The sequence below is a fragment of the Agrococcus sp. Marseille-P2731 genome (assembly GCF_900117395.1).
Classification (GTDB): Bacteria; Actinomycetota; Actinomycetes; order Actinomycetales; family Microbacteriaceae; genus Agrococcus.
In genome coordinates this window covers 738,373-759,263 of record NZ_FPEG01000002.1, presented here as the reverse complement: position 1 = coordinate 759,263, position 20,891 = coordinate 738,373, and the positions used below count along the sequence as shown (strand labels likewise).

The 20,891-nt window shown below is 70.3% G+C and carries 17 protein-coding genes; 9 read left to right on the top strand and 8 right to left on the bottom strand.

The genetic code is table 11. From position 1 onward, the window contains the following. Positions 1-16 precede the first annotated feature (16 nt). A complete protein-coding gene (locus tag BQ6202_RS07570) occupies positions 17-1,399 on the bottom strand; it encodes a bifunctional o-acetylhomoserine/o-acetylserine sulfhydrylase (protein WP_268753749.1) in 1,383 nt (460 codons plus the stop codon). Positions 1,400-1,512: 113 nt separating this feature from the next. Here BQ6202_RS07570 and BQ6202_RS07565 point away from each other — a divergent pair, with 113 nt between their 5' ends. Beyond that, positions 1,513-2,301 (top strand): SDR family NAD(P)-dependent oxidoreductase, encoded by a 789-nt coding sequence (locus BQ6202_RS07565; RefSeq protein ID WP_072313805.1) that lies wholly within the window; start codon positions 1,513-1,515, stop codon positions 2,299-2,301. Positions 2,302-2,320: 19 nt separating this feature from the next. Here the strand turns inward: BQ6202_RS07565 and BQ6202_RS07560 are convergent, their stop codons facing one another. Beyond that, entirely contained in the window at positions 2,321-2,968 is a 648-nt protein-coding gene (locus BQ6202_RS07560) for a formylglycine-generating enzyme family protein (protein ID WP_234946149.1), read from the bottom strand. 72 nt (positions 2,969-3,040) lie between these two features. Further along, the gene (locus tag BQ6202_RS07555; protein WP_072313803.1) at positions 3,041-4,477 is read right to left on the bottom strand and encodes an MFS transporter; all 1,437 of its coding nucleotides are present in this window, start codon (positions 4,475-4,477) and stop codon (positions 3,041-3,043) included. Positions 4,478-5,109: 632 nt separating this feature from the next. Here BQ6202_RS07555 and BQ6202_RS07550 point away from each other — a divergent pair. Both BQ6202_RS07550 and BQ6202_RS07545 read left to right on the top strand, forming a co-directional pair. Then, on the top strand, positions 5,110-6,276 hold the full coding sequence (locus BQ6202_RS07550; RefSeq protein WP_083587079.1) for a DUF262 domain-containing protein: 1,167 nt from the start codon (positions 5,110-5,112) through the stop codon (positions 6,274-6,276). Further along, positions 6,277-6,981 carry a HEPN domain-containing protein gene (locus BQ6202_RS07545; protein ID WP_159433624.1) on the top strand — a complete coding sequence of 235 codons (705 nt, stop codon included), beginning with the start codon at positions 6,277-6,279 and terminating at the stop codon, positions 6,979-6,981. A gap of 62 nt (positions 6,982-7,043) precedes the next feature. Here BQ6202_RS07545 and BQ6202_RS07540 read toward each other — a convergent pair whose 3' ends face one another. Together BQ6202_RS07540 and BQ6202_RS14895 are read right to left on the bottom strand one after the other, a co-directional pair. Further along, entirely contained in the window at positions 7,044-8,477 is a 1,434-nt protein-coding gene (locus BQ6202_RS07540; protein ID WP_159433623.1) for a Fic family protein, read from the bottom strand. Continuing rightward, on the bottom strand, positions 8,467-10,059 hold the full coding sequence (locus tag BQ6202_RS14895) for a DUF222 domain-containing protein (RefSeq protein ID WP_159433622.1): 1,593 nt from the start codon (positions 10,057-10,059) through the stop codon (positions 8,467-8,469). The genes BQ6202_RS07540 and BQ6202_RS14895 overlap by 11 nt, the downstream gene beginning before the upstream one ends. Before the next feature lie 89 nt (positions 10,060-10,148). Between BQ6202_RS14895 and BQ6202_RS07530 the strand changes: the two genes are divergently transcribed. Genes BQ6202_RS07530 through BQ6202_RS07510 form a run of 5 tightly spaced genes read left to right on the top strand, consistent with a single transcriptional unit; the run spans position 10,149 to position 13,234 of the window. Continuing rightward, on the top strand, positions 10,149-10,709 hold the full coding sequence (locus BQ6202_RS07530) for a YceD family protein (protein WP_072313799.1): 561 nt from the start codon (positions 10,149-10,151) through the stop codon (positions 10,707-10,709). Between the two features lie 3 nt (positions 10,710-10,712). Beyond that, complete coding sequence (gene rpmF / locus BQ6202_RS07525) at positions 10,713-10,916, top strand: 50S ribosomal protein L32 (protein WP_072313798.1); 204 nt, start codon at positions 10,713-10,715, stop codon at positions 10,914-10,916. A 25-nt stretch (positions 10,917-10,941) separates the two neighbouring features. Further along, positions 10,942-11,649, top strand: coding sequence for a ribonuclease III (rnc, locus tag BQ6202_RS07520; RefSeq protein WP_072313797.1), 708 nt, complete (start codon positions 10,942-10,944; stop codon positions 11,647-11,649). A 9-nt stretch (positions 11,650-11,658) separates the two neighbouring features. Further along, positions 11,659-12,555: a bifunctional DNA-formamidopyrimidine glycosylase/DNA-(apurinic or apyrimidinic site) lyase gene (mutM, locus tag BQ6202_RS07515; protein WP_072313796.1), complete on the top strand. Its 897-nt coding sequence runs from the start codon at positions 11,659-11,661 to the stop codon at positions 12,553-12,555. 46 nt (positions 12,556-12,601) lie between these two features. Further along, positions 12,602-13,234, top strand: coding sequence for a DUF2461 domain-containing protein (locus BQ6202_RS07510; RefSeq protein WP_072313795.1), 633 nt, complete (start codon positions 12,602-12,604; stop codon positions 13,232-13,234). 185 nt (positions 13,235-13,419) lie between these two features. On the opposite strand, the gene BQ6202_RS07505 is transcribed toward BQ6202_RS07510, so the two are convergent. The 3 genes from BQ6202_RS07505 to BQ6202_RS07495 are packed head-to-tail and all read right to left on the bottom strand — an operon-like array spanning position 13,420 to position 17,120. Beyond that, positions 13,420-14,865: an aldehyde dehydrogenase family protein gene (locus tag BQ6202_RS07505; protein ID WP_083587078.1), complete on the bottom strand. Its 1,446-nt coding sequence runs from the start codon at positions 14,863-14,865 to the stop codon at positions 13,420-13,422. Positions 14,866-14,907: 42 nt separating this feature from the next. After that, positions 14,908-16,011, bottom strand: a complete 1,104-nt coding sequence (locus BQ6202_RS07500) for a GNAT family N-acetyltransferase (RefSeq protein ID WP_072313794.1) — start codon at positions 16,009-16,011, stop codon at positions 14,908-14,910. After that, on the bottom strand, positions 16,008-17,120 hold the full coding sequence (locus tag BQ6202_RS07495) for a GNAT family N-acetyltransferase (RefSeq protein WP_143143672.1): 1,113 nt from the start codon (positions 17,118-17,120) through the stop codon (positions 16,008-16,010). The genes BQ6202_RS07500 and BQ6202_RS07495 overlap by 4 nt, the downstream gene beginning before the upstream one ends. 108 nt (positions 17,121-17,228) lie before the next feature. On the opposite strand from BQ6202_RS07495, the gene smc reads away from it, so the two are divergent. Next, positions 17,229-20,759, top strand: a complete 3,531-nt coding sequence (gene smc / locus BQ6202_RS07490) for a chromosome segregation protein SMC (protein ID WP_072313792.1) — start codon at positions 17,229-17,231, stop codon at positions 20,757-20,759. Positions 20,760-20,891: the final 132 nt, after the last annotated feature.

Below are 20,891 nucleotides of genomic sequence, written 5' to 3'. Positions count from 1 at the left end.
GTTCCTGGGTTGCTGGTCAGACCGCCGCGCCCTCGACGGCTGCGGCCTTCGCCGCCGCTGCCTTCGCCGCTGCGGCCTCGAGGCCGCGGGAGAGGTCGGCGATGAGGTCGTCGGCGTGCTCGATGCCGACCGAGAGGCGCACGAGGCCCGGGGTGACGCCTGCGGTCAGCTGCTGCTCAGGGGTGAGCTGGGCGTGCGTCGTGGAGGCGGGGTGGATGACGAGCGAGCGCACGTCGCCGATGTTCGCGAGGTGGCTGAAGAGCTCGAGCGCCTCGACGAGGGCCTTGCCGGCCTCGACGCCGCCGACGAGCTCGAACGAGAGCACCGCACCGGTGCCGCGCGGGGCGATCTCGGTGCCGCGCTCGTACCAGGGGCTCGAGGGCAGGCCCGCGTAGTGCACGCCCGCGACCTGCGGGTGCGCCTCGAGGAACCGTGCGACGGCGGTGGCGTTCGCGACGTGGCGGTCGAGGCGCAGCGAGAGCGTCTCGATGCCCTGCAGCAGCTGCCAGGCGGAGTCGGGGGAGGCGGATGCGCCGACGTCGCGCAGGAGCGTGACGCGGGCCTTGATGATGTAGGCGATCGCGTCGCCGAGCGCCTCGGTGAAGGTGACGCCGTGGTAGGACTCGTCGGGCGTCGTGAGGCCGGGGAAGCGGTCGGACTTCGACCACTCGAAGCGGCCGCCGTCGACGATCGCGCCGGCGACGACGGAGCCGTGGCCGCCGAGGAACTTGGTCGCGGAGTGGACCACGATGTCGGCCCCGTGCTCCAGCGGGCGGATCAGGTAGGGCGTCGCGATGGTGTTGTCGACGATGAGCGGCAGCCCTGCCTCGTGGGCGACGGAGGAGACGCCGGCGATGTCGAGCAGGTTGATGCGCGGGTTGCCGATGGTCTCGGCGAAGACCGCCTTGGTCTCCGGTCGGATGGCGCGGCGCCACTCGTCGAGGTCGTCCTGATCCTCGACGAAGGTCACGTCGATGCCGAGCTTGCGCAGGGTGAAGTTGAAGAGGTTGTAGGTGCCGCCGTAGATCGACGAGGAGGAGACGATGTGGTCGCCGGCGCTCGCGATGTTGAGGACGGCGTAGGTCGTGGCCGACTGGCCGGAGGCGAGCAGGAGGGCGGCGCTGCCCCCTTCGAGCGCGGCGAGGCGCTGCTCGACGACGTCGTTCGTCGGGTTCATGATGCGCGAGTAGATGTTGCCGAACTCGGCGAGGCCGAACAGGCGCGCGGCGTGATCGGCGCTGTCGAACACGTAGGAGGTGGTGCGGTAGACGGGCGTGATGCGCGCGTTGGTGGTCGGGTCGGGCTGCGCGCCCGCGTGGACCTGCAGGGTCTCGAACTTCCAGTCGCTCATGGTGTCTCCTTGCTGAGGCCTGGCCGAGCCAGGATGAGGTCGTCGCACCAGCCTGCGGCGACGGGCGGGCGAGCGCCAGCCGGCCACGACGCGCGGCGTAACACTCGCCGTCGCGGACGGCTTGACTGGCGCGATCTGATCTCGTTTGCTTGCATGGCGCTATGAGCGAGAAGCGGATCATCGTCACGGGGGCATCGAGCGGCATCGGCGAGGCGGTGGCGCGGCATGCGGTCGCGCGCGGCTGGGAGGTGCTCGCGGTCGCGCGGCGAGCGGAGCGGCTCGAGGCGCTCGCTGCTGGCACCGGGTGCCAGACCTTCGTCGCGGACCTGACGGACGAGGCCGCTGTGGCCGAGTTCGCTGCGGCGGCTGCCGAGTTCCGGCCGACGGGGCTCGTACAGGTCGCCGGCGGCGCCAAGGGTGCTGCAGAGCTCGCCGAGACCACGATCGACGACTGGCGCTGGATGTTCGAGGCGAACGTCATCGGCACGAAGCGCGTGATCGACGCGGTGCTGCCGCTGCTGCGCGCATCCACCGAGCCCGGTCCTGACGGCGCTGCGCGCTACGCGGAGATCATGGTGGTGACCTCCATCGCGGCGACCGTCGCCTACCCCGGCGGCTCGGGCTACAACGCCGCGAAGTCGGCCGAGAAGCAGCTCGTCGACGTGCTGCGGCTCGAGCTCCACGGCGAGCCGATCCGGGTCATGGAGGTCGCGCCCGGCATGGTCTGGACAGAGGAGTTCTCGCTCGTGCGCTTCGAGGGCGACCAGGAGAAGGCGGATGCGGTCTACAAGGACGTGCAGGACCCGCTCTCGGCCGATGACGTCGCGCAGGTGATGACCGACATCCTCGCGCTGCCGGGCCACGTGTCGATCGACGAGACGATCATCAAGCCCGTCGCGCAGACGCACCCCTGGCGAGTCTTCAAGGGTCCGTTGCGCGCGAAGGGCTGACGGCGAGCGCGCCGCCGGGTCACGCGAGCAGGTCGCGGAGCGGAGTCCAGCCGATGGGCAGCGGGCCGCGGATCGCCGCGCGCTCGCGATCCGCGGCAGCCGACCAGCCCTGCGCGGCGGCTGCGCCGGGATCGGCGACCGCGCCCTGCGCGACCCGCACGCCGACGTCCTCGAGCGTCGCATCGGGCGCCGTGCCGCGCCGCACGCCGGCGCGCACGCTGAACGGCCGATCGGCCCAGCCGCCGCCGCGCAGGGAGCGGTAGTCGGCGTAGCGCGCCGGATCCGCGTAGTCCCAGCACCACTCCCAGAGGTTGCCGAGCATGTCGTGCAGCCCCAAGCCGTTCGGCTCCTTGCCGGCGACCGGCTGCGGCCCGTCGACGGCATCGATCGCGGTCCACGCGCAGCGCTCGAGCGGCGCCGAGACCGGTGCATCGCTGCCGGCGCGGCAGGCGTGCTCCCACTCGGCCTCGGTCGGCAGTCGGAAGCCGTCGGCGGATGGGTCCCATGCCACCCGCGCGCCCGTCAGGTCGTATGCGGGCGTGAGGCCCGCATCCGCCGACATGGTGTTGCAGCGCGCGATGGCCTCGACCCAGCGCAGGCCGTGCACGGGGATGCCGTCGTCGTCCGCGAGCGTGGTGCGCGCGAGGCGGAACGGCTGCAGGAGCACGACGCGCTCGGCGCCGGTGCGCGCGTCGCGCTGCCGGAGCTCGCCCCCGGGGATGTCGATGAGGTGCAGTGCTCAGCCCTCGACGGGGACAGCGCTCGGCACCGGCTCGGGATCGGCGAAGGCGAGCTTCGGCACCGCGATGAGGCCGACGGCGGCGATGAGCGCCGTGACGCCGCAGATGACCCAGACGACGATGTAGCCGCCGATGCTCGCTGCTGTCCCGATCGCGCCGACGGCGAGCACGATCGCGAAGATCGACGAGGCGAAGGAGCCGCCGATGGTCTTCGTCGTGTTCGTCATCGCGGTCGCGACGCCGGTCTGGCCGCGAGGCGCCGCGGCGGCCGCTGCCGCCGGCAGGGCTCCGACGAGCGCACCGGAGCCGAGGCCCGCGATGGCCATGCAGGCGAAGACCTGCCACACCTCGAGGTGGAAGGGCACCAGCAGCAGGTAGCCGACGCCGACGAGCGTCGCGGCGACGATGAGCAGCAGGCGCGGACGCACCCGTGCCGAGAGCACGGCGAGCGCCGCAGCGCCGACGATGAGCGAGAGCAGGTAGACGCCGATGAGGATGGATCGGCCGCTCGCGTCGAGGCCGAGCCCGTAGCCGAGCGCCGGGTCGGTGCCGGCGTAGGTGGCGAGCGGCGTCTGGGCGCCGAGCAGGCTGACGCCGACGAGTCCCGCGGTGAGCTGCACCGGCCACATCTCGGGCCGACGCATGACGCGCAGGTCGATCGCCGGGTCGTCCTTGCCGAGCACCCAGCGGGCGAAGGGGAGGAGCAGCGCGATGCCGATCGCCATGACCGCCCAGCCCCACCATGCCTCGGGGCCGCCGATCTTCAGGAAGGTGAGGCCGGAGGTGATGGTGAGCAGCGAGAGCGCGAGCAGCACGAACCCGCCGGCATCGAGCTCGCGATCCGGGAGCGGCTCCGACTCGGGAACGCCCCAGAGGATCGCGAAGAAGCACAGCGTCACCATCGCTGCGGGGAGCATCAGGGTGGGGCCCATCGCCTCGCCGAGCGCGCCGAAGGCGACGGCGGCCCCCAGGGCGCCGACGATGGCGCCGGCCTGCAGCGCGACGACGAGGAGTCCGGCGGCGCGGCGGGTGGCCGAGGGAGCGACGCCCGTGCGGCGGCCGCGGTCGAAGATGAGCGCCACCTCGAGCGGGAGCCAGACCGTGTAGGCGCCCTGCAGGGAGAAGGCGATGAGGTAGCTCCAGAAGTCGCCCGAGAACGCCATCCACCAGCTGGCGCCCGCGGTGATGGCGGTCGAGAGCAGCAGCATCTTCTTGTGGCCGTGCATGTCGCCGAGCTTCGCGAGCACGGGCACCATCAGCGCCGAGAGCAGCAGCTGCCCGGCTTCGAGCCAGTTGACGTCGGCATCGGTGACGCCGATGTGGCGAGCGATGTCGGGCGTGAGGGTCACGTAGTAGCCCTGCAGGACGCCGCTCGTGAGCTCGACGCACACGAGCCAGCCGATGAGTGCAAGAGGCACCGCGCGCAACGCTGTCACGGATGCATCATGGCACCAATGCGGCAGGAATCCTCACGTTGATCGCCCAGTCGGGCGAGGAGCGTCGCGCGGCGCGCGGCGCATCATGAGACCCCGATCGCGCTCGTTAGAACGGGTGGACGGCGCCCGGGTCATCCGGATCGGTGCCCCAAACCTCGATTCGTGCGCTCGGAAGACTGGCCCGACCTCTGGTGGTTTGTCGATGTAGGTCGTGCCGCTGGGGGAGGTGAAGGCGAAGACGCCGGGTGTGCGCTGCTCGACGTTCCATCGTCGGGCGCGGGAGACCTGCGCGCCCTCAAGAGTCTGGTGGCGGCTGCAGAGACGGGCGAGGTTGTTGGATGAGCGTTGAACCGACCCCCTGAAGCAGATACGCGCAGCAGTCATCTACGCCCGCATCTCGAGCGACCAGACCGGCGAGGGGTTGGACGTCACCCGGCAGCTGGAAGACTGTCACCGTATGGCGAAGGTCGCCAGCACAAGAGCTGCCGCGAACTCGTCTGTCGACGAGCCGTTGCCACCCCTCGCCGAACGACTCCCGAGTTACGTTGCAGATTCAAGTGAAGGCGCGCCGCTCCGCGCCGCGCCGCGCTTCGCTCTAGCTATGCTGGCGTCCAACCGACGAACGGAACCAGATGTCTGACCTTCCAGAGCTCGAGTCGACCGACACTTCACGGGATGTCGAGGACCAAGAGCTCGAGCTCGATATCGACGAGGCGGACGAGCTCGACGAACAGGGGGACGAGCCCGGCCTCCCAGTGGCGAAGCAGCGTCGGGAACTCCTCACGAGTGTTCTCGATTACAATTTGAATACGCTGTCTAACCTGGTTGCTTCCGACCAGATCGACCTGTCCCCGCGCTACCAACGGCGGGACCGCTGGAAGGCGGACCGTCAGTCCCGCCTGATCGAGTCGTTCTTCATGAACGTACCGGTCCCCCCGATCTTCCTCAACGAGGATGACTACGGCAAGTACTCCGTCATCGATGGAAAGCAGCGCCTCACGGCCATTCACGAGTTCATGCGCGGACGCCTGCGCTTGAAGGGGCTGAAGGTGTTCGAAGAGCTGAACGATAAGACTATTGATGACCTCGCGCCCAGTCTCCGCTCGATCATTGGCACACGAGCCAACCTTCGAGCTACTATCATCCTACGGCAGTCGGACAGGGAAGTGAAGTTTGAGGTCTTCCGGCGCCTAAATACTGGCGGTGTCTCACTCAACCCGCAGGAAATTCGCAACAGCACTTGGCCGGGACCGCTCAACGAGCTCTTGCTGGATCTCTCCGAGAACGAAACGTTCCGACGTATGCTCGGGATGGGTAAGCCCGCCACGTCGACGCTCTTCAAGGAAATGCGGGATGTGGAACTTGTCCTGCGCTTCTTTGCCTTCCGCGAAGATTGGGCGACCTTTACCGGCGGCATGGCCAAGCGACTCGATCGGTTCATGGCCGACAACCAACGTGCAAATAGCGCGGCCCTCGACGAGATGCGCGCCTCTTTCATCCGCACTCTCGAGACCGTTGAAGCCGTCTTCGGTGCTACAGCTTTCCGCCGGTTCAACCCAGATAGCAACACATGGAGGAAGCCCGTACTGGCGGCCCTCTTCGACGCGCAGATGTTCGCGGCCATGGCATGGGAGACCGGCGAGTTGGAGCCACATGCTCAGGCGATACAGGCTGGCTATCAAGACCTCTTCGCGCATCCGGAGTTTCGGCAGGCTATTGATGCCGCGACGAACACGCCCGCGAGATTCCGATCGCGGATCGAAATCATGCGACATCTGCTGCATGACACCGCGTCGTAAATGACTGCCGCGCTGGCCGGCTACCGAACTGCGAACGGTAACGTAATCGCATTGCTCAACCTAGAGCGAGGCTACAGCGACCCTCCCGCTACAGACGACCAGTCGGCAGTCGAAGGGCTCCGAGGCGGTTGCGTTGTGCTGATGGTGGCTGCCTTCGAGAACTATCTCAAGGAAGTCGTGGCGGAGCTTCTGGAAAGCATCAATTCTGCGACGCCATCCTGCGACTTCAATAAACTCCCCTCGGCGCTTCAGGCGCAAACGGTTTACACCGGTTTGCAAGCCGCAATGACAGCCAAGGCTTGGGATCCGGTCAAGCAGAGAGAGCATCGGCTTCCGGGCGTTATGCATGCTGTCACGCGAATCGCTCGGGGAGAGATCTTGAGCCAAGAAATCGCGGACACTGCCGGAAACCCCAACGCTGAGCAAGTCAAGTCCATGTTCAAGATAATCGGCGTTAGCGATCTCTTCGGCACAATCAAGTTCGACTTCGATTCCGCTTGGGGCAGCCCTACGGCGCAAACCTTCATCGCTGACAATCTCGATGCCGTTGTCCAACGACGCCACGTCGTTGCGCACACCGCGTCGATTCTTTCTACCTCGCGCAGCGACTTGCAAGAGTGGAATCGGTTCTTGCTGTGCCTGGTGACGACGTTGGACGCAACGCTCGAGCGCCACATTGCTCAGGTGATCGCCGACGCGCAGTAGGAGATGCACTCCCGTCAGGCGAGGTTGCAGACTTCTGTGAGCGACGCGCTGCGACACATTCCTTAGAGGTATCCGGCCTTCCGCAACGCAACCGCTCCGGCGTTGCTGACCTCTCCAACCAGTTCGCGGAACTCACGCAAGGCCACGACTTCGGCTCGGAACACGAGGGCCTGAGCGATCGTAGGATGAGTATCTCGGACGCTCGCTTCCAGCAAGGGGGTGCCATCGCCGCGGAAGACGGCGAATGTAGCGGTGTCAGCGTCGGGGAGGCGGGTGGCCGAGAAGTAGTCCCTGTGCTGCGATACGGGCGCGGGCGGTTGAACAGCGACCTCGATGCGCACGCCGCTAGAGTCGCCTGGCACGCGACGGTAGTTCTTGGGCGGCGGGTACGTTAAGCCGCCAGAATAGAACTGATGCCCGGCTCTCAGCGGGTCTCCCAAAGTCTTCTCACTGATTGCCTTCTCTAATGCCGCGCGAAACACCTCAATCAAGCGGAGGGTGATCGAGTCAATCTCCTGGTGTGGCAGTCCAGCTTCGCCGAGTAGCAGCGGACGCAAAGCCTCGATTTGTTGCTCAACGTCCGGGACTGCAGCAGTAAGCGTCTGATCCCTCACCATGCCGACAGTGTCGATCACGCGCTCACTTATGAACCGAACGAACAGTTCCGGCTGGCCTTCATCCGCTGCCTCAAGCGCGTCGATATAGTCAGCCTTCTGATCCGCGAATATGACCAGCGGAAGAGAGTAACTACGGTAGAGATAGAGAGAGGCCACCGCGCGGGCCACGCGCCCATTGCCATCGGCAAATGGATGAATGCAAACAAATGCGTAGTGCGCATACGCTGCCTGCAGTACGGGGTGCGCACGACGAAACTTCTCGCCGGTCAGCTCTTCGACAAGGCGTGCCATTTCTGGAGGGGTGTCCCCGGGTGGCGCGTAGGAGTGGATGACGCCGTCTTCGAGGCGGAGAGGGTTGTTCGGGTGCTCCTTGTATTTCCCCTTCGGCAGAGCCTGCTCCTGGGGGCCGACTCCGGTTATCACCGTGTAAGCGTCCTGCGACGCGGTGACGATCTCGTGAAGTTCCCTGAACCACAGTTGGGTCACTGGGTGGGCGCCAGTTGCAGCATCGAGGACATAGTCGTACGCTCGTACGGCGTCTGCAATGTGCTCGGCAACCGATTCTCCCTTCTGCAGTTTGATCTCCTGCCACGCCACTGACGACACTGCAACGCTGTAGGTGAATCCTCGATCAACCTGATAGAGGCCCTCAATAGCGCCGGTGTTCACGGCAGCCCAAGTTGTGGCGATCCTGGCAGCTTCTGCCGCCTGCTCTGCCGTGACCTCGCTCTTGAGCGCCTCGTGTTGCACCGCGTACCTATCCACCACGGTGCTTTCAAAATTTCTTTCCAGCCATGTGCCAAAACTGGGGAAGGGAGTATAAGGATTGATTCGAGGGCCGTCGACATCTCCGGTCGGTGCAGCGGCGTCATCTAGCATCAGTTGCCTTTCGACATGTTGTCGGAAGTCTACGCCGCCCGTGTGGAGGTGCCTTGGGACACCGGCCTCCGCCCCCGCGCCAATGGTCGACGAGTGCGTGGTCGCGTTTAGATTTGACGAAGTTGCCGATCTCGGTGGTGCCGCCGTCTGTCCCGGGGATGGTGTGGTCGAGGCCGCTGCGCTGGGCTGGTCGGGTGCAGCCTGGCCATCGGCAGTGCTGGTCGCGGGCTTGGAGGAGCTGCTTGAGCCGCTTCGAGGGGACGTAGGTGTCGACGGCGGTGACGTGGCCGGTGAGGGAGTCGGTGAAGAGCCTGGTCCAGGCGGTGGCGTGCTCGGCGAGGCGGCGCGCGGTCGCCGGGTCGATGGGTGCGCCGGTCGAGAGCCGTGCGATGCGGGATGCGCGGCTGCGGATGCGCCGACCCCGGCCGCCACGGTCGGGACCTGCGGGGTTCGCGCGCTCGTCCGCGGGGTTCGCGCGCTCGCACACGGAGCTCGCGCCCTCGCTCCAGGTGCGTGCGCCATCGCCGTCGATGTCGTCGCTGCTGCGGTCGTCGTCGTCCGTGTCGGTGAGGACGTCGGTGGGCATGATGATCGTCACCTCCGCCCGTATCGCGTCGAGCGTGGCGCCGGCGGGGTCGCCGGTGAGCAGCAGGTCGCACATGAGATCGGCCCGGAGCTGGTCGAAGGTGCGCGGGTCCTTGCCCTCGCCGCTGGCGTCGGCGGCGCGGAGGGTGGCCTTGGCCATCTGCGTGAGCCGGTCGTGGGTCGCGGCCACGAGCACGGTCGGGGCGATCAGCTCGAGCCGCGACATGCCGTCGTCGAGCTCCTTCTGGAACACACCCCGACGGTCACGGGCCGACCGGTGCCGGGCCGCGAGCGGCTGCTCGAGGTGCCGCTCGAGCTCGCGGCGCGCGATCGCGCGCAGGCGGCCGGGCGTGGTCTGCTCGGCGTGCCGTAGCAGCGCCTCCTCGAACGCGGCCCGGCCTGCGGGGTCCTGGATGGCTCCGCCGATCTCGGTGATCACGCCGACGTGGCCGCGGTGGATGCGCGCGGCACCCCACGCGTGCATCGTTGCCGGCCATGCGGCGACCTGTTCCATGGCGTGGCTGATGTTCGCCTCGAGGGTGCGGTCGCTGCGGCGCTCCATCAGCGCCAGCTCGCAGGCGACGTCCCGCATGCCGACGCCCGGGTCGAGGCGCTCCTCGAGCGCATCCTCGAGCGCGACGTGCCCGATGCCGGCGAGGAACCGGACCCGCATCGCCTCCAGGCTCGCGATCGCCGCATCGATCTCGACCACGGCACGCATCGCCGATTCAGCCACGTCACGACCCGTCACCGGCGCAGGAGCCACGGACGCGACCTCAGTCGCACGCTCATCAGCAGGCGCGGCCGCAGCCTCGTCGAGCGGGTGCGGCCCGCCGCGCAGCCACGTCGGGCCGTCGAAGAAGTCAGGCGCGAACGGCACCGGCACCCGATGCGGCGGCAGCATCGGCCCCGCCGGTGAGACAGCAGGCGCGGCGCCTGGACGCGCCGCGCCCACCGGGGCCGCCGGCCCCTGAGGCTGCACCGCATCCGTCGTCATGGGCGAAGTGTCACACCGGCCACTGACACGACGGGTGCCGCCGCCGGCCGCTGGCCACGGGCGTCGGCGGTCCCCGGTACGATGGATGCATGCCAACCCCCCACCCGTTCGTGATCTCTGCGCGCGCCATCGTGCACAGGCCGGGCGAGATGCGCGAGGTCATCACGACCGCGCCGTTCGGCGAGAAGGTCGGTGAGGGCCTCGCGGCCGTGCTGCCCGACCAGCCGGTCGAGCTCGTGCTGCGCCTCGAGAGCGTGCACGAGGGCATCCTCGCCACTGGCACCGCCGGTGTGACGGCCCTCGCGACGTGCGCGCGGTGCCTCACGGAGTTCGACCTCGACCTCCATGTCGACTTCCTCGAGCTCTTCGCGTATGATGGTGCGTCGGAATCCGACTACCTCGTGGTCGACGAAACAGTCGACATGCTTTCGGTGGTCAGGGACGCGGTTGTGCTGGCACTGCCGTTCCAACCGGTCGACCGACCGGACTGCTCTGGGCTCGACCCAGAGACAGGGGAGCGGCTCGAGCCGGGCACGGATCACGTGCCTGCGGAGGCCATCGATCCACGATGGGCTGCGCTCCAAGGATTCGCACAAGACGTAGCCGACGACCAGTCGGATGATGACGCCCAGGCGTCGAAGAAGGAGTGAGCAATGGCTGTTCCCAAGAGGAAGATGTCGCGGTCGAACACCCGTGCGCGCCGTTCGCAGTGGAAGGCCGAGGCCCCGAAGCTGGTCAAGACCGTCGAGGGCGGCAAGACCGTCTACAGCCTCCCGCACCGCGCGAAGGTCGTCGAGGACTCGGCCGGCACCCCGCTGTACATGGAGTACAAGGGCCGCAAGGTCGCCGACGTCTGATCCCTCTGACGAGGATCGCCGTCGCATGACGGACGCGGCATCGCCGGCGCACAGCCGACTGCTCGAGCAGCTCGGGGTCGACATCGACCCCGAGCTTCTCGCGTTGGCGCTCACGCATCGCTCGTGGGCCTACGAGCAGGGCGGCGTGCCCCACAACGAGCGACTCGAGTTCCTCGGCGACTCGATCCTCGGGCAAGCCATCACGATCGAGCTCTACCGTCGTCATCCGGCCGCGCCTGAAGGGCAGCTCGCAAAGCGCCGCGCGGGCGTCGTCTCGACCGTCGCTCTCGCAGAGGTCGCCCGGAGCATCGGCCTCGGCCAGCACATCCTGCTCGGCAAGGGCGAGGCGGCAAGCGGCGGCGCTGACAAGCCGTCGATCCTCGCCGACACGATGGAGGCGGTCTTCGGTGCGGCGTTCCTCAGCGCCGGGCACAGCGCATCCGCCGACCTCGTGCTGCGGCTCGTCGGCCCGCTGCTCGACGACCCGGGCCGCGCAGGCGCTGCGCTCGACCCGAAGACCGCGCTGCAGGAGGTCGCTGCCGCGCAGGGCCTGGGCGCGCCCGTCTACGCGATCGAGGCTGCAGGCCCCGACCACGCTCGCTCGTTCACCGCGACGGTGCTCATCGACGACGCCGCTGTCGGGACCGGCACCGGCACGAGCAAGAAGGTGGCAGAGATGGCCGCCGCGCTCGCAGCGCACCAGCAGCTGACCGCCGGCGCGCAGCAGCAGTGAGGCGCTGACGTGCCCGAGCTGCCAGAGGTCGAGGTCGTCCGCGCGGGGCTCGCCGGCGCCGTCACCGGTGCGCGCGTCGCTGCCGTCGAGGTCTTCGAGCCTCGCTCCATCTCGCGCCACAGCGGCGACGCCGCAGACTTCGAGGCAGCCCTCGTCGGCCGCACCCTCGAGGCGCCGGCGCGGCGCGGCAAGTTCCTCTGGGTGCCGATCGACCCGGCCACCAACGGGGGCAGGGCGGATGCGCTGCTCGCGCACCTGGGGATGTCCGGCCAGATGCTCGTGCGGGAGCCGGGCGCCCCGCCCGATCGTCACACTCGGATCCGGCTCGTGCTCGACCAGCCGGAGCACGGCCAGCTCGAGCTGCGCTTCGCCGACCAGCGCATCTTCGGCGGGCTCGCCGTGCGGCCGCTGCAGCACGCGGGGACGTCTGCGGCGGTGCCGGACCAGGCCGCGCACATCGCGCTCGATCCGATCCACCCCGACTTCGACGCATCCGCCGTCGCCCGACGCCTGCGGCTGCGCCGCCAGGGCGTGAAGGCTGCCTTGCTCGACCAGCAGCTCGTGTCAGGCATCGGCAACATCTATGCCGACGAGGCGCTGTGGCGCAGCCGGCTGCACTACGCGACGCCGGGGCAGCGGCTCACGCAGGCGCGGGCGCTGGGGCTGCTCGCCGATGTGCGCGACGTGCTCGACCAGGCGCTCGCCGAGGGTGGCACCTCGTTCGACGCGCAGTACGTGAACGTGAACGGGCAGGCGGGCTACTTCGAGCACTCGCTCAACGCCTACGGCCGCGGCGGCCAGCCCTGTCGGCGCTGCGGGGCGATCATGGTGCGCGAGGCGTGGGCGAACCGGGGCTCGACGCGGTGCCCGAGGTGTCAGCGGAGGCCGCGCGGCATCGCCGTCTGAAGCCGTCCGGAGCCGACCAGTGAGCCGGCCGCCGTAGGCTGGTCCGATGGTCTTCACCGGATTCGCAGCAGAGGCCTTCGCGTTCTACCGCGAGCTCGAGGCGCACAACGAGCGGGCGTGGTGGCTCGAGCACAAGCCGCGCTACGACGCGCACGTGCGTGCCCCCTTCGAGGCGCTCGCCGAGGAGCTCGAGCCCGTCGCGAGCACCGTGAAGGTCTACCGCCCCTACCGCGACGTGCGCTTCAGCCACGACAAGACGCCCTACAAGACGCGTCAGGGACTGTTCGCGCAGCGCGCGCCGGGCATCGGATGGTTCCTCAACCTGGACGCCACAGGGGTGTCGCTCGGCGGCGGCTTCTTCGGCGATGCCTCCTTCACGAAGGCCTACCGCGCCGCGGTCGAGGCCGTGGGGCCGGGGACCGAGCTCGAGGGCATCCTGCGAGCGCTCGAGGGCGCAGGTTACGAGATCGGCGGGGAGCAGCTGAAGACCGCGCCGCGCGGCACCGACCCCGCGCATCCGCGGATCGCGCTGCTGCGCTACAAGTGGGTCACGGCGCGACGCCACGTCGACGAGGCGGATGCGCTGGGGCCTGAGCTGCTGGACGCGCTGTTCGACACGGTCGACGAGCTGCAGCCGATGGTGGCGTGGGCGGCGGCGAACATCGCGCCGAAGCGGTGAGCCTTCGAGACGCGTGCGCCTGCGGCGCGCGCTCCTCAGGCAGCGAGGGTCACGCGTGCGCCTGCGGCGCGCGCTCCTCAGGCAGCGAGGGTCACGCGTGCGCCTGCGGCGCGCGCTCCTCAGGCGGCGAGGGTCACGCGTGCGCCTGCGGCGCGCGCTCCTCAGGCGGCTGAGGCGGCGGAGGGTCAGCCCAGGATGCGCTGCACCAGCGCCCGGCGCCACTGCTGGTCGAACGGCGGGTAGATCAGCCGCAGCGTGTCGATCGCGGTCGGCTTCGAGAGCACGGGCTTGCGGTGGCTGAAGGCCTCGAACGACGCCTTGCCGTGATACGCGCCCGAACCGCTCTCGCCCACGCCGCCGAAGGGCAGGTTGCCGGCGCCGACGTGCGCCACCGCGACGTTGACGCCCACCGCTCCCGATGAGGTCTCGCGCTCGACGCGACGCACCGCATCCGCATCTCGCGCGAAGACGTAGAGCGCGAGCGGCTTCTCGGCACCGCGCATCGCGTCGATGAAGCCGTCGACGCCGTCGATCGGCAGCACGGGCAGGATCGGGCCGAAGATCTCCTCCTGCATCGCCGGCGCGCCATCGGTGACATCGGTGAGGATCGTCGGCGCCATGTAGCGCGACGCCCCGTCGACCTCGCCCCCGGTCACGACGGTCGCCCCGCCCAGCAGGCCGGCGAGCCGCTCGACGTGGCGCTCGTTGACGATCCGGCCGAAGTCGGGGGAGGTGCGGGCATCGCCCAGCTGCTCGGTCGTCGCGCGCCGCAGCTCGGCGACGAGCTCGGCCTCGACCTCGCGATCGACGAGCACGTGGTCGGGCGCCACGCAGGTCTGGCCGGCGTTCAGCCACTTGCCCCACGCGATGCGGTCCGCGGCGACGGCGAGGTCTGCCGAGCGGTGCACGTAGACGGGGCTCTTGCCGCCCAGCTCGAGCACGGTGGGCGTGAGGTGCTTCGCGGCGGCCGCCGCGACGATGCGCGCGGCCGTGCCGTTGCCGGTGTAGAAGATGAGGTCCCAGCGCTCGGCGAGCAGCGCCGTCGTCTCGTCGACTCCGCCCTCGACGACCCGCACCGCGCGCTCGTCGAGGTAGGCGGGCACGAGCTTCGCGAGCAGCGCTGAGGTGGCCGGTGCCACCTCGCTCGGCTTGATCGCGACGGCGTCTCCCGCGGCGATCGCACCGATCGCGGGTGCGAGCGCGAGCTGCAGCGGGTAGTTCCACGGCGCGATCACGAGCGCGGCGCCGAGCGGCTCAGCGACCGTCTTCGCGAGTGCCGGCTGCAAGGCGAGCGGGGCGATGACGTGCGTCGGCGCCATCCAGCGGCGCAGGCTGCGCCGGGCGGAGCGGGCCTCCGCGACGAGCACCCCGATCTCGGTGAGGTGCGCCTCGATCTCGCTCTTGCCGAGATCGGCGGCGAGCGCTGCCTGCCACTGCGACACGTTCTGCAGCAGCATGCGCACGAGCGCGTCGAGCTGCTGCTCGCGATAGGCGCGCGGGCGGGTGCGACCGCTCGTGACCGCCTCGCGCAGCACTGCCGCGAGGCCGGCCACCTGGGGCGCGGCCCGCGGCGTCAGTGGGTCGGATGCAGCAGTGCCGCTGGGGCCGGAGGTCGCGTCGGTCTCGCTCATGGCCTCATGCTCGCAGGTCCTGCGCGCCCTCGACTGGGCGCCTCACTCGGGGGAGCGATCGGTGACGAGGCGACGCTGCCAGCCGCCCTCTGCCGCGACGGGCCGGAAGCCCAGCGCCTCGTTCACGCGCAGCATCGGGCGGTTCTCCTCGGCGTTCCAGGTGATGATGCGGGTTCGGTCGGGGTGCAGGCGGCCTAGCAGCAGCAGGTTCTCGGCCTTCACGAGCATGCCGAGGCGGTGGCCGCGGTGGTCGGTGAGCACGAGCGTCTCCTCCTGGAAGGCGGGCCTGCCGGGCTCCGGCAGCAGCAGCACGGTGAAGGCGACCGGCACGCCACTCTCGCGGTGCAGCGCGACCGCCTGCAGCGGCGTCTGGTGGGCTGCCTCGTACTGCCGCTCGACGCGCTGCAGCCGCGCGGCGTCCCACTGCTCCTCGTCGGTCTCGAGCCCCGCGCTCGGCGCGTCGGTGACCATGCGCGCGTAGAGCGCGGCCATGCCCTCCTGCAGCTCGGGCGGTGTCGGACCCTGCCACGAGCGCACCTCGTAGGCCTCGCCCGCGTGGGCCAGCGCGTCCGCCCTGTGTGCCTCGAGCGACGGCCGGGCCGCCTCGACGTCGAGCTCGGAGACGCGCTCGACCTGCTCGAGCGCGTAGCCCATCGACGCCAGCAGCCTCGCGGATGCGTCGGCCGCGATGGCCCCGGTGCCGCTGCGCGGGCTCATCGCCGCATCGTCATCGGCGGGGATGCGGTGGTCGGCCCACACCTGCACGGTCGTCGCGCCCAGGCGGGCGGCCTCGGCCTCGACGCGCTCGGCCATCGCTCGCCCGATCCCCTGCCCGCGCTCCTCCGGCACGACCCAGGCCGAGGCGTAGGCGACGCTCGTGCCCTCCTCGCGGCCCATCGAGGCGATGCCGCGGCCGACGTCGCGCCCGCCCGCCGAGACGAGCCAGCGACGCGTGATCGCATCCTCGCCCAGGCGCAGGCTCGCGATGACTTCCTCCACCGACGTGTCACCGCGCTCGTCGCCCCAGAAGTGCTGGGTGACGCGGTTGGCGGTGGCGACGTAGCGCGCGATGCGCGTGAGCGCCGGCTCGTCGAGGTCGTCCTCGGGCACCGTGATGGGCGTCCACTCGAGCTCCGGCGCGCTCATCGGGCGACCTTCCGCTGCCAGATGCCCTCGTAGGCGACCGGCACGAAGCCTGTGGCCTCGTTCACGGCGAGCATGTGGCGGTTCTCCTCGGCGTTCATCGTGCGGACGCGCGGATGCGTCGGGTGATGCCGGCGCAGCTCGACGAGGTTCGCGAGCTTCAGCAGCATGCCGAGGCCGTGACCGCGGTGCGCGCGGGTGACGATCGTGTCGTGCTGGCTGGCGACGTCGCCGCTGCCGACGAAGAGCGAGGTGAAGCCGGCCAGCTCGCCCGAGGCGCGGTCGCGAGCGACGACGGTGCGCATCGTGCGGCCGCCGGCGGTCTTCTGCCGCTCGAACTCGGCGAGGCGCTCATCGCTCCACACCTCGGCCTCGAGGGCCAGGCCGCCCACGGGCGCATCGACCGACATCGCCTCGTGCAGGGCGCGCATGGCGGGGCGGTGCTCGGCGGGTGCAGGGCCCGACCACGCGATCGTCTCGTAGCCGTCGGCGGCGGCGCGTGCCGACGCATCCGCCCAGCGCGCGTCGAGCGGGCGCTCGCCCCGCTCGAGCCCCCGCAGATCCGCGACGCTCATGCGATACACCTGCTCGAGCTCGTAGCCGCGGGCGATGAGAGCGGCCGCCTCCGGCTCATCGGGGTCGGCGCCGCCGAATCCGGTCGAGGCCATGACGGCACCGCTCGCGGCCGCGGGCGAGCCACCCATGAGGGTGGTGCGGCCGTGCTCCGCCGCGACGCGCTCGGCATCGTCGACGAGCGCCTCGATCAGGGCTCGCCGCGTCTCGGGGGCCAGGCTCGCCTCCGCCGCGACGCCGTGGTCGCCCACCTCTGTCGACTCGAGCATAGGCAGCCAGATGCTCGACGAGGCGATGATGCGCTCGCCATCGCGCACCACGCGCTTCCTGTGCTGCTCGGCATCCGACGACTGCCACGCGGCGAGCCGCTCCTCGAGCGTGAGGCTCGCGAGCCCGGGCCCGTAGCGCTCGACGCCGATGCGCTCGCCGTGCTCGTGCGCGGCGCGGAAGGCGGCACCGGCAGCGGTCTGCTCGCCAGCAGTGACGGGCAGGACGAGCTCGTCGATCGAGATGGAGTGCATGAGGGCTCTGCCGCTCACGCGAGGCACCGTGCCTGCGGGCAGCCTTGCAGAGTAGAACAGCGCGTGCCGCGCGCGCAACGCCGAACCGCCGGGCTACGGTGTTCGCAGCCACGAATCGGGAGCCGCATGCACCTCAAGACCCTGACCGTCAAGGGCTTCAAGTCGTTCGCGCGCCCGACGACCTTCCAGTTCGAGCCCGGCGTCACGTGCGTGGTGGGGCCCAACGGCTCCGGCAAGTCGAACGTGGTGGATGCGCTGGCGTGGGTCATGGGGGAGCAGGGGGCGAAGACGCTCCGCGGCGGCAAGATGGAGGACGTCATCTTCGCCGGCACCGCGACGACGGGGCCGCTCGGCCGCGCGCACGTCGAGCTCGTCATCGACAACGCCGACGGCGCGCTGCCGATCGAGTACGCCGAGGTGCAGATCTCGCGCACCCTGTTCCGCAACGGCGGCTCGGAGTACGCGATCAACGGCGAGTCGTGCCGGCTGCTCGACGTGCAGGAGCTGCTGAGCGACTCAGGGCTCGGCCGCGAGATGCACGTGATCGTCGGCCAGGGGCAGCTCGACAACGTGCTGCAGGCGACACCGACCGACCGCCGCGGCTACATCGAGGAGGCCGCAGGCATCCTCAAGCACCGGCGCCGCAAGGAGAAGACGCTCCGCAAGCTCGACGCCATGCAGGCCAACCTCACGCGGCTGCAGGATCTCACCGGCGAGATCCGGCGGCAGCTGAAGCCGCTCGGCCAGCAGGCGGAGATCGCGAAGGAGGCCGCGACCATCCAAGCGACCGTGCGCGACGCGCGCGCCCGCCTCATCGCCGCTGAGGTGATCGGGCTGCGCACGCAGCTCGACGCATCCGCCCGCTCCGAGTCCGAGCGCAAGTCGGAGCGCATCGTGCTGCAGGAGCAGCTCGAGCAGGCGCAGCTGCGAGCGAGCCGCATCGAGGCATCGATGATCGGCGACGACGTCGACCGCGCGCGCAACGTCGCGCACGCGCTCGAGCGGGAGCTCTCGCGGCTGCAGTCGCTGCACGCGCTCGCCGGGCAGCGGCTGGCGCTGCTCGAGGAGGCGCCGGAGGTCGGCGACGCCGCACCGCTCGTGACGTCCGACATGGTGCAGGCCGCGCGCGACGAGGCCACCGCAGTGCAGGGCCGGGTGGCGGATGCCGAGGGTCGCCTCGGCAAGGCGGCCTCGGCGACAGCGCTGGCGCGCGCCAACCTCGACTCGCTCGACGAGGAGATCGCCGCCCAGGCTGCGCTGGTCTCGAAGCACGACCTGGAGGCCGCAGGGCACCGCTCGAAGGTCGAGGTCGCGCAGTCGACGCTGGCCGCCCGCGAGGCGGAGGTCGTGCGGCGCGAGACCGCCCTCGCCAACGCCGAGCAGCGCCTCGCCGAGGCACGCGCGGTGGCCGAGGAGACGGGCGACGAGCAGGAGGTCGACGACGCCGAGTCGCTCTCGCAGCGGTATCGCGACGCGGACGACGCCCAGGCGCGGCTCTCGAGCGCGCTCGACGAGCGGCGCGACGCGCTGCACGCGGTCGAGCGCGAGCGCGATGCCGTCGCCGCGCGCACCTCGGCCCTGACGCTCGCGCTCTCGAAGGCCAACGCATCCGCCGGGCTCGTCGACGCGGGGCTCGCCGGCCTCGGCGGCCTCGTGGCCGAGCGGGTGAAGGTCAAGAAGGGCTTCGAGGCAGCGATCGCCGCGGCGCTCGGCACGCTCGGCGAGGCGGTGCTCGCGGAGACCCGGGAGGCCGCCGCCGCCGCCATCGAGCACGCGCACCGCGAGGGCCTCGGCCGCATCGAGGCGGTCGTCGGGGATGCTGCGCCGCAGGTGCTCGAGGTGCCGAAGCTCGAGGGGGCGGTGCACGCGCCGTCGGTCGTGGATGCGCCGGCGGGGGTGCTGGGCGTGCTCGCGCACACCTTCGTCGTCGACTCGCTCGAAGCCGCCCGGGAGGCGAGGCCCGCGATCGCGGCGCTCGAGCTCGGCGGGCCGGTGACGATGGTGACGCGGCGCGGCGACTACGTCAGCGACTACCTGATGCGCGGTGGCAGCGACGACGCGCAGTCGCGCCTCGAGCTGATCGCCGAGCGCGACGCGGCGACCGAGCGGCTCGACGAGCTCTCGACCTCGATCGAGCGAGAGGCCGGTGCGCTCGAGGATGCCCGGCAGGCGCACCAGCAGGCGAAGCGAGCGGCGGCGGAAGCGCTCGAGGCGCTGCGCGCGCACGACGCGGCATCGGCGGCGCGCGGCGAGCAGCGCAGCCGGGCGCGCGCGAGGCTGGAGTCGGCGTCGGGCGAGCACGAGCGCGCCGAGGCGGCGCTCGCGGAGGCGCGGCGCGGCATCGACGAGGCGCGGCGCGGTGTCGACGCTGCCGAGCTGGCCCTCGATCGCTTCGAGGCGAAGCCGCGGCCGATGCTCGACGCGTCCGCGCGGGAAGGGCTCTTGGCAGAGCTCGAGGCGGCGCGCGGCGGCGAGACCGACCTGCGCATCGAGCTGGAGACGGCGCGCGAGCGGGTGCGGGCAGAGCTCGCCCGTGCCGAGTCGCTCGCGCGCGACGTGGAGGCGCAGCGCGCCAGGGCCGAGGAGGCCGCCCGTCGCGCGGTGCTCCGCGAGCGGCAGCGCGAGCAGGCATCGCGCGTGCTCGCCGCCATCCCACCGGTGCTCGCGGTCGCGGAGCGCTCGGTGCAGCAGGCGCGGGCCGTGCTCGCAGAGCGCGAGGCGGCCAGGCGCGATCGCAACGAGGAGCTCTCACGGCTGCGGCGCGACGAGGGCGGGCTGCGCGAGCGCCTGCAGGAGCTCACCGAGCACGTGCACGTGGCCGAGATGGAGGCCTACGAGCAGCGGCTGCACCTGTCGAACCTGCTCGAGCGCGCCGGCAGCGAGCTGGGCCTCGAGGAGCGCGTGCTCGTGGCGGAGTACGCGCCGGAGGAGGGCTGGGATCGCAAGGCCGAGCAGTCTCGGCTGCAGGAGGCCGAGCGCAAGCTCGCGCGCCTCGGCCGCGTCAACCCGCTCGCGCTCGAGGAGTTCGAGGCGCTCGAGCAGCGGCACACCTTCCTCACCGAGCAGCTGGCCGACCTCGCCAAGACGCGCGCCGATCTCGAGCAGATCATCGCCGACCTCGACGAGACGATGCAGACGATCTTCGCCGCGGCCTTCGAGGACACGAGGGCGGCCTTCATCGAGGTCTTCCCGGTGCTCTTCCCGGGCGGCTCGGGCGCGCTCACGCTCACCGATCCCGACAACCTGCTGGAGACGGGCGTCGAGGTGACGGTGCGGCCGGCCGGCAAGAAGATCGACCGCATCTCGCTGCTGTCGGGCGGCGAGCGCTCGCTCGCGGCCGTCGCGCTGATGGTGGCGATCTTCAAGGCGCGGCCGAGCCCGTTCTACATCATGGACGAGGTGGAGGCGGCGCTCGACGACGCCAACCTCGGGCGCCTGCTGGCGGTCTTCGAGCAGCTGCGCGAGAGCAGCCAGCTGATCATCATCACGCACCAGAAGCGCACGATGGAGATCGCGGATGCGCTCTACGGCGTCTCCATGCGGCAGGACGGGGTCTCGGCGGTCGTCGGGCAGCGCACGGTGCGCGAGCCCGTCTCTTATAAACATCCTACGCTGCCGACGCAGACGAATGGGAGAAGAGCGGGGGGGGACGGATGAGTGAAAAAAAGAAAACAACATAAACGAAAGAGCAACAGGCAAAGGGTGTGAGAGGTAGGGNGGGCAGCGCACGGTGCGCGAGCGCGAGGCCGCGGAGGTCTAGCCGCCCTGGCGCGGCCGCCCGCCCCGGCG

Coding starts and splice junctions, on each gene's coding strand:
- BQ6202_RS07565 (WP_072313805.1), top strand. CDS start 1,513: ATGAGCGAGAAGCGGATCATCGTCACGGGGGCATCGAGCGGCATCGGC.
- BQ6202_RS07550 (WP_083587079.1), top strand. CDS start 5,110: ATGTCTGACCTTCCAGAGCTCGAGTCGACCGACACTTCACGGGATGTC.
- BQ6202_RS07545 (WP_159433624.1), top strand. CDS start 6,277: ATGACTGCCGCGCTGGCCGGCTACCGAACTGCGAACGGTAACGTAATC.
- BQ6202_RS07540 (WP_159433623.1), bottom strand. CDS start 8,477: ATGCTAGATGACGCCGCTGCACCGACCGGAGATGTCGACGGCCCTCGA.
- BQ6202_RS14895 (WP_159433622.1), bottom strand. CDS start 10,059: ATGACGACGGATGCGGTGCAGCCTCAGGGGCCGGCGGCCCCGGTGGGC.
- BQ6202_RS07530 (WP_072313799.1), top strand. CDS start 10,149: ATGCCAACCCCCCACCCGTTCGTGATCTCTGCGCGCGCCATCGTGCAC.
- rpmF (WP_072313798.1), top strand. CDS start 10,713: ATGGCTGTTCCCAAGAGGAAGATGTCGCGGTCGAACACCCGTGCGCGC.
- rnc (WP_072313797.1), top strand. CDS start 10,942: ATGACGGACGCGGCATCGCCGGCGCACAGCCGACTGCTCGAGCAGCTC.
- BQ6202_RS07510 (WP_072313795.1), top strand. CDS start 12,602: ATGGTCTTCACCGGATTCGCAGCAGAGGCCTTCGCGTTCTACCGCGAG.
- BQ6202_RS07505 (WP_083587078.1), bottom strand. CDS start 14,865: ATGAGCGAGACCGACGCGACCTCCGGCCCCAGCGGCACTGCTGCATCC.
- BQ6202_RS07500 (WP_072313794.1), bottom strand. CDS start 16,011: ATGAGCGCGCCGGAGCTCGAGTGGACGCCCATCACGGTGCCCGAGGAC.
- smc (WP_072313792.1), top strand. CDS start 17,229: ATGCACCTCAAGACCCTGACCGTCAAGGGCTTCAAGTCGTTCGCGCGC.